The following is a 7,755-nucleotide window of genomic DNA, read 5'->3' on the forward strand; positions in this document are numbered from 1 at the left end:
AATCATGTTCATCACCAAGTGCGGCCCGCGCGGTTTTGACGGTCATTCGGCAAATTGCCGGTGGAATATTGGCGGCTTAAATCCAAGCGGAGTGAGGAAAGCAGCCGCATGGCTTCTTCCGGGGTAAGCACCATTTCCTTGCCATTTTCCCCCTTGTGCTCCTGCTCATCCGGTTTGGACGACTGGCTCGGGTCCTTTGACGCATCATCATCCGCACCGTGTTCCCCCCTGCTCTCTTCCGGCGGCAAGCGGCGCTTGAGTGCATCCAATCGTTGCTGCAATTCCATTTTCTTGGCATCAACCGCGTCGCGAATCTCCTGAATTTTCCATCGCTCCTTCGTCAGTTCTTCAATGTGCAGATCCACAATCCCGGCATTAATCCTGGCATTTTCGTAACCAATTCGTAGTTCCAACGCACTCTTGAAGTCATCTGCCGCGCGTTGCCAGCGCTGCAGCACCATCCCATAAGTATCCGCGCTGCCTTTGACGGCATCCAATGTCTGCCTGAGACTCTTGACCGTCGCGCGGCCCATTCGGTAGGCCGACACTGCCGCCCGCAAATCGCTTCCCGCCAAAGCGGCATCCGCCGTCTTGATGGCTGAATCGGCGGATAGAATCCCCTGTTCGCTCCGGGTTTCCAAATCGCCAGCAGTCGGGGTTCCTTTTAAAACCTCCTGGGCAGCACGAAACCGCACCTGGCCCAGATTGTAGAGCGCCAATGGTTGTACCGTCGCGTCGTTGCTGGTGACGGCTGCATTGATTGCGGCTTCAGCCTCGCGCCACCGGCCTTCGCGCAAGCTTTGGGTGCCGCAGTTGAACAAGGTTCGTGGTGATCGCGACAGTTCCGTTCCCTTCCCGGCGCCTTGCGCTGCCAGCACGCATCCAAACACGATTACAATTGATGCCTGGAGGCCCGGTGCCGGATGGCGCTGCAGGGCAACGTTTTTCTGTTCCCGGCGACGCGTACCAAGTAATGATTCGCCAATCATTAAGATCAGCAACAAGCCCACCGGAATGTGAAAATGATCCACGCCCTCCCGCCGGGTGGTCACTAATCGTGCGAACCCCTCCGCACCCTCTAATGCCAGGCGAACATGCTCCAAACCATCGCTCAACGTACCCAGCGGTTGGTAGCTCCCGTGCGTAACTTCCGCAATCGCGCGCAACGTCGGTTCATCGAGCCGACTGAGTACAGGTTGCTCCTGTTCATTGCGCAAAATTTCCCGCCCACCTGCCGCACTCGTGACGAATATTTCGCTGCCCGTCGGGGTGCCCACACCGACGGTGAAGATGATCACATTTTTTGCCGCCAACTCCTTCGCCCGGGCCACGCTGGCTTTTTCCAGGTCTTCGCCGTCGGAAACCAAAATGAGAATTTTCCGCCGCCCGTTTTTCTCCACCGCCGAAAACCCCTCGTTCAAGGCACGACCAATGTCCGTTCCTGGCACTGGAATAGTCCGCTCGTCCACGGCTTGCAAGGCATCGCGAAACTCCTCGTAGTCAAACGTCAGCGGGCACTGCAAAAACGCTTGTCCGGCGAACGCCACCAGACTTACACGCCCGCGGCCAAAGTGTTGCACGAACTCCTGGATTGCCAATTTTGCCCGGGTGAGGCGGTTGGGGCTCACGTCCGTCGCCAGCATGCTTCGCGAACAATCGAGCAGAAACACCACATCTTCGCCAAGGGATTCGGCTTGCTCCGTTTGCTCCCCCCACTGTGGCCGCGCGAGCGCAAGGCCAAACACGAAGACCATCATAATCTGCAGTCCATGCTTGATGCATCGCCGCGCCGGACTGTGTGAACTCAGCATCACCTTAAGTGCTTCCGGCACTGCCAGCCGTGTAAGTTGTCGGCGGCGGACCCGGCTGGCGTAAAGCTGAAGCAACCCCAGCAACAGCGGCGCGATCAGCGCCACCCAGAGCCAGACGGGCGCTCCGAAATGCGGATTGGTGAAGGCGCCGGTCATATCATGGAACGCGTCGCAGCCAGGTGGCTGCCAGGAATAGCTCCAAGGACAGCGTCGCCATGGCCGTTAACAGTGGCCATTGGAACAACGTGGTATGGCGCGTGTAACGGCGCAGCTTCACTTCCGTTTTTTCCAGTCGGTCAATTTCGTTGTAGATGCCAGTTAGTTCAGCGCGGTTGGTCGCGCGGTACTTCCGCCCTCGCGTAATGCGGGCCATTTGGTCGAGCACCTGGTAGTTGGCTGGCCGCAGCGTGATGGTGGGGAGGATCTCACCTTGCGGACCAAGCCGCAATTTACCGGTCGTGGGCTCAAATGCCGGCAAGGGGCACGCCGCTTCCTGGCCAATTCCGATCGTATAAATCTTCACTCCCAGCGCCGCCGCCAGATCGGCGGCCGGGACCGGATTGATCTCGCCGGTGTTGTTGTCCCCGTCGGTCAACAGGATGATGATCCGGCTTTTGCTATTCTTGATTCCCGCCATCCGCTTGACCGCCGCTGCTGTGGCGTCGCCAATGCCAGTGCCCAGATCTTGAATGGATCCGATATGGATGCGCTCGAGATTCTGCACCAACCATTCATGATCCAGAGTGAGCGGGCTGACCGAGTAAGGCAACGCGGAGAAGATGATAAGCCCTATACGATCGCCCTGGCGACGCTCGATAAAATCCCGCAACACCGATCGGGCAACGTCGAAACGGGTGACATGCTCCGCAGGCTGTCCCATGTCCAGCGCCATCATGGACCACGACACATCGAGCAACAGCATGATATCGACGCCGCTGGATTGATTTTCGGTCTGCTCGTGGGCCGCGCGTGGACCAGCCAGGGTTATGATGACCAAGGCGGAAGCCAGCAGTCGGAGAAAGATCCGCAATCGGCCTGGACCAGACCGGGCCGGACGGCTGACTGTCCGGATTAGTTCAACACTGGGAAAGCGCAATGCGGATAGATGCCCATTGCGACCAAGCAATACTGCATAGATCGGCAGCAACACCAGCAGTCCCAACAACCACGGATATTGAAACTCAAAGGCGCTGTTCATGGGTGAGTGGCGGTGTGTCTTGGCGTTTGACTCGCGCTGTTTCGATCTTGCCAACCACAAGGAGCGCATCGGCCACCAGCCGGGGAGAGGTTGCCCGATTCCTGGCATCGAATTGACGCCGCTCGCACTGCCGGAGCAGCGCGGTAATGTCATCCTTCAATTCAACCGTCAATGATGACTGCTGGCTCAATTGCCCGGCAATTTCGTCCGCAGTCAATTCTCCACGCGGCAACATGGGGATGACGGCCGGGAGATAATGACGCAACGTTTGGAGAACCGAGCCGGCCAGCGCACTGCCATCCGGTTCAAACTCCAGCTTCCGCAAGGCTTCGCGAGCAATGTCTGCGGGTGATGGCGTCACCACCGAACGCGTGCCCCGACACCACCAGACCACGGTCGCTAAGACCAATAACGACAGCAGACCCACCAGCAAGATTGCGCCGCCGTACTGTTCCCAGATCGTGGGCGGCAACAATTCCTCAATCGGCCGCAAGTCAGGAAGCGTACTCCCAAATAACGGTAAGCGGGCAAGATGGTCGGCAAGTGCAGGCATGTTCAGGCCCGGCGCCAGCGGCGGTGTTCAAAAAAATGCTGCAACATGGTCGCAAATGGCCGGTCGGTTGCGAGCCGAAGCGTGTCCACTCCCTCCCGCTGCAGAGCGAGATCAAGGGCCGCGAGGCGCTGCGAATTGGAGTTCGCGTACTGCTCACGGATGTCGGTGCGTGCCAGGTTGACCTCCAGTATCTCCCCGGTTTCTGCATCCTCAAAACGGGCGATCCCCACCTCTGGCAGCGCTATTTCACACGGGTCATACAGGTGCAGACACACCAGATCATGGCGTGCGTTGGCCTGCCCCAGCGCTTGGGTTAGTTCGTGATCCAGCGGACAAAGGCAGTCACTGACCAGAATGGCCATCGAGCGATGCGTGAGCCAGTGAAGCATCGCCCGCAGGGCCCCGGTGGGATTCGTTCCGCGATGCGCTGGCTGAAAAAAGAGCATCTCCCGCAGCACGCGCAACAGGTGACTCCGTCCCTTGGCCGGCGGGAGAAATAATTCCACCTCATTCGTGAACAGCAGCAACCCAACCTTGTCACCGCAGCGCGCCGCAGCAAACGCCAGCGTTCCGGCCACCTCGGTCGCCAGCCGACGTTTGCTGCGGTTGGCGGACCCAAATTCTCCGGAAGCAGACACGTCCACGAGCAGGATCAGGCTGAATTCCCGCTCCTCGCGATATCGCTTCACAAAAGGTCGTCCGAGCCGATGTGTGACATTCCAATCAATGTGGCGTACATCGTCGCCGGGTGCATAATCCCGCAAATCCTCAAAATCCATGCCCCGCCCTTTGAACGAACTTAGATACGCGCCCACCATGGTGTCATTCGCCAAGCGATTGACCGCGACCTCCACCTGATGCACGGTCTGAATGAGTTCGTTGATGGGGAGCGCATCATTCATGGTACCGGAATTGTGTTGAAGAGGGTTTTGATAATGGCATCGCTGGTCATTCCCCGTGAATCCGCTTCATAGGACAGGATGACGCGATGTCGCAGCACGTCAGGCCCAATCGTCTTCACATCCTGTGGTATCACATAGCCACGACCTTGCAGCAGCGCCCAAGCCTTGGCCGCCAGCGTCAAGGCGATGGTGGCGCGCGGTGACGCGCCAAACTGAATCAGATGCTTGAGATCGAGCTTGTAGTCAGCCGGGTTACGCGTGGCGAACACCACCTTCACGATGTAATTGCGCACCTCGTCATGCACCTGGATCGCATCCACCAAATCGCGCACGCGAAGGATTTCGTCCAACGTCACCACGGGGCGCGCTTTTATGGTTGCCTTCGTGAAGGCCATTGTATCGAGAATCCGCCGCTCTTCCTCAAACGTGGGATAACTGATGACCACTTTTAACATGAACCGATCCACCTGCGCTTCCGGCAACGGATACGTGCCTTCCTGATCAATCGGATTCTCCGTGGCCAGCACGAGAAATGGATCCGGCAGCGGCAAGGTCTTTCCCCCGAGCGTCACCTGCCGTTCTTGCATGGCCTCCAGCAGGGCGGATTGCACTTTAGCGGGCGCGCGGTTGATCTCGTCCGCCAGCACCAGATTGGCAAACACGGGGCCCGGCGTGGCACTGTATTTGCGTTCCTCAGGGTTGTAAATCAGCGTGCCAATGATATCCGCTGGCAGCAGGTCGGGGGTGAACTGTATGCGGCTGAACTCCGCGTGGATGGCTGCGGCAAGCGTGCGCGCCGCTAGTGTTTTGGCCAGGCCAGGCACGCCCTCTAACAGGATGTGGCCGTTGGCGATCAAGCCCACCAAGAGCCGATCAACGAGATGTTGCTGGCCCACGATTGCGCACGCAATCTCAGCGCGCAACCGGTTCAGCAACGCTGAGGCTTCAACCAACCGCGACTCCAACTCCTCCCCGCCCAGTGGCACAGCGGGAGGAACAGACGAAGCTTGCGGCACTTCAATTGCCAAACTAGCTGACGATTCACTTTTTATCATAGAAAGAGGCGTCGAATCACGGCTCAATGGTGTACTCACCAGACTTTATGCGTGATGAGGCGGCGTTGAACCAACAGACTGGAAGACGAAAACGGAACAGGCACGAACCGAGAAGAACACCTTGCGCTGGATTGCCAGCACGAGTGGTCAAAACCGACCTAGTCAAACCATCTCTCATAAACACGCTATTAATTACGATCTTTGGATAGATAAAAACACATGGGCTTTTAATCACATGCGTTTTTCGCGCCTCTGGAAAGGTAGCCAAACACTGTTGACCCACTCATCTGCCTGGCGGATTGAACGCCGAAGCAAATACTTGATAATACATATAGACATACTTTTGTTTTGTCAAACCGATTTTGTAATCGTGAACAGAGGCAGGGTGAACGTCACGCCTGCTGACACGAATCGAAGAGCCCCGCACCGGATGGAGAGTGTGGCTTCTCCCGGCGCGGGGCTTGTTTGGTGTGCATCCAAAGGGGTGGCACCCCTTGGAAATTCTTGCCGCTACCCGCTACACGAACCTTACGGTTTGACCGTGCGGTAAAATGCTGCCAAAGAGGATGCAGTAGCATCCTGATACTGAATGATGCCGTGGGCGGGTGCCACAATGGTGACCACGTTGGTCCAGGGACCGCTCAGTGAGGTGGCACGCTGCACGTAGTATGTGACGCCAGGATCGCCGGCAAAGCCCACGTTGAATCCGCTGGGTGCCGGATTGATCGCCACCTGATGCCTGATTGGCACTGGCCGGGCGGCTACAAATAATTCGACTTCGGCACTGGCCGTACCGCCCTGACCGTCACTGATGACGTAACTGAAACGATCATCGCCGGTGAAACCTGCGCGCGGTGTGTAAACAATCTGGTCCGCTTGAACGAGCACTGAACCTCCATTGGTGCTCAATGCGACAACCGATGCCAGGCTCAAGGGATCACCATCGGGATCACTCGCCGCCTTCAGCAGGTTGGTGATGGCAATGTTGACGGAAGCGTTTTGCGGGAGCACCACACCAACATTGGTGGCTACCGGTGGATGATTCACCACCACTGCCACGACACTGAGCGTTCCATTAGCGGCCAGGCTGTTGGTATTCCAACCGGTGCCAGACCCGAGTATTGGAAGATTTACGTTTACGAACGCCCCGCTGAACGTGCTCGCCTGGAAAAGTTGAAACGTATCGCCTGCTTGCAGCGCCTCACTATTGGTGGCCAGGGTGAGATTGAGCGTCCCCCCCACCGTCAACGCATTAACGCCAGCAATTCGGTCATTGGTTACCACCCCACCAATTCTGCCAAGGCGCAATGCAGTCGTCCCGGCTAGGGTCAGGGCGTTACTCACAGCCAGGGTGCTGGGACTGGCACCGTCAATCGTCAATTGGCCACCCGGCTGAATCGCGAGGGGACCGAGCACCGTGCCCCGGCCCACCAGGGTTTGCCCGGTAACCACACTGTAGCCATTGATCACTCCCGAGACATCGAACGTCGTGCCGGGCGAGAGTGTAATGCCGGGACTGTTGGAGATGGAATAGGCGTTACTCACCACCAGCGTTCCCGCGCTGATCAGCGTGGTCCCAGTATAGGTGTTAGTGCCAGTGAGCGTGACGATGCCGGGCAGCAATTTTTTCACTCCGCCCGTACCGCTGATATTGCCAGAGACGGTCAGAGTCGCTCCCGCTGCCGCTCCCAATTGACCGAGACCGCTTGGCAAAACGATGGGCCCAACCACGTAATTACTGGTGCCGCTGCCCCCCTTGATTTGTCCGCCATCCGCCAATAGCACGCGTTTGTCCAAGGGAAGGGTGTTCTGCCAAAACTGCACATAGGCATTGGAGTAAATGGTCAACGTGTTGGTGGGATTTCCCAACGAGGAAGTAGTCACTTCAAACCCAAGACCGCCTTCCTTTACTTCAATGTCGCCCAAGGCAGGGTCCACTTGCGCATAAACCAGGCTGACGAAATTAGGCCCCACCTTGGTCAATTTGTACGGCTGCCCCCCGGTGCCAAACACGGCATTGGTCGCGGCGGTGCCACGCACATCCCACCGCTGCGCGCCACCAAAAGTCGCATCGCCCGCCAGCGTGACAAGCTTGGTTGCGTTATTTTGTGCGTTGGTGGAGTTGTTGACAATGGCTCCTGCTCCGCCGACACCGGCACCGGAAACCGTGATGGCTTCGCGATTAAGTGCTTATCCGCAAATAAAAGTTGCCTTTTTCGCCGTGCTCTGTCAATTT

At 57.7% G+C, this 7,755-nt stretch carries 6 protein-coding genes; all 6 read right to left on the bottom strand.

Going from position 1 to position 7,755, the window contains the following annotated elements; all coding sequences use genetic code 11:
* Positions 1-11: 11 nt before the first annotated feature.
* Complete coding sequence (locus tag WCO56_03925; GenBank protein MEI7728689.1) at positions 12-1,967, bottom strand: VWA domain-containing protein; 1,956 nt, start codon at positions 1,965-1,967, stop codon at positions 12-14.
* A 1-nt stretch (position 1,968) separates the two neighbouring features.
* Positions 1,969-3,009 (bottom strand): VWA domain-containing protein, encoded by a 1,041-nt coding sequence (locus WCO56_03930; protein MEI7728690.1) that lies wholly within the window; start codon positions 3,007-3,009, stop codon positions 1,969-1,971.
* Entirely contained in the window at positions 2,993-3,562 is a 570-nt protein-coding gene (locus tag WCO56_03935; GenBank protein ID MEI7728691.1) for a hypothetical protein, read from the bottom strand. The genes WCO56_03930 and WCO56_03935 overlap by 17 nt, the downstream gene beginning before the upstream one ends.
* A 2-nt stretch (positions 3,563-3,564) precedes the next feature.
* Positions 3,565-4,464: a DUF58 domain-containing protein gene (locus WCO56_03940; protein ID MEI7728692.1), complete on the bottom strand. Its 900-nt coding sequence runs from the start codon at positions 4,462-4,464 to the stop codon at positions 3,565-3,567.
* Positions 4,461-5,417 carry a MoxR family ATPase gene (locus WCO56_03945; GenBank protein MEI7728693.1) on the bottom strand — a complete coding sequence of 319 codons (957 nt, stop codon included), beginning with the start codon at positions 5,415-5,417 and terminating at the stop codon, positions 4,461-4,463. The genes WCO56_03940 and WCO56_03945 overlap by 4 nt, the downstream gene beginning before the upstream one ends.
* Positions 5,418-6,047: 630 nt before the next feature.
* On the bottom strand, positions 6,048-7,559 hold the full coding sequence (locus WCO56_03950) for an Ig-like domain-containing protein (protein ID MEI7728694.1): 1,512 nt from the start codon (positions 7,557-7,559) through the stop codon (positions 6,048-6,050).
* Positions 7,560-7,755: the final 196 nt, after the last annotated feature.

This window comes from Verrucomicrobiota bacterium, assembly GCA_037139415.1.
Lineage (GTDB): Bacteria > Verrucomicrobiota > Verrucomicrobiia > Limisphaerales > Fontisphaeraceae > JBAXGN01.

Excerpts from the sequence above, each read along its gene's own strand:
- WCO56_03925 (MEI7728689.1), bottom strand. The coding sequence starts at position 1,967 with ATGACCGGCGCCTTCACCAATCCGCATTTCGGAGCGCCCGTCTGGCTC.
- WCO56_03930 (MEI7728690.1), bottom strand. The coding sequence starts at position 3,009 with ATGAACAGCGCCTTTGAGTTTCAATATCCGTGGTTGTTGGGACTGCTG.
- WCO56_03935 (MEI7728691.1), bottom strand. The coding sequence starts at position 3,562 with ATGCCTGCACTTGCCGACCATCTTGCCCGCTTACCGTTATTTGGGAGT.
- WCO56_03940 (MEI7728692.1), bottom strand. The coding sequence starts at position 4,464 with ATGAATGATGCGCTCCCCATCAACGAACTCATTCAGACCGTGCATCAG.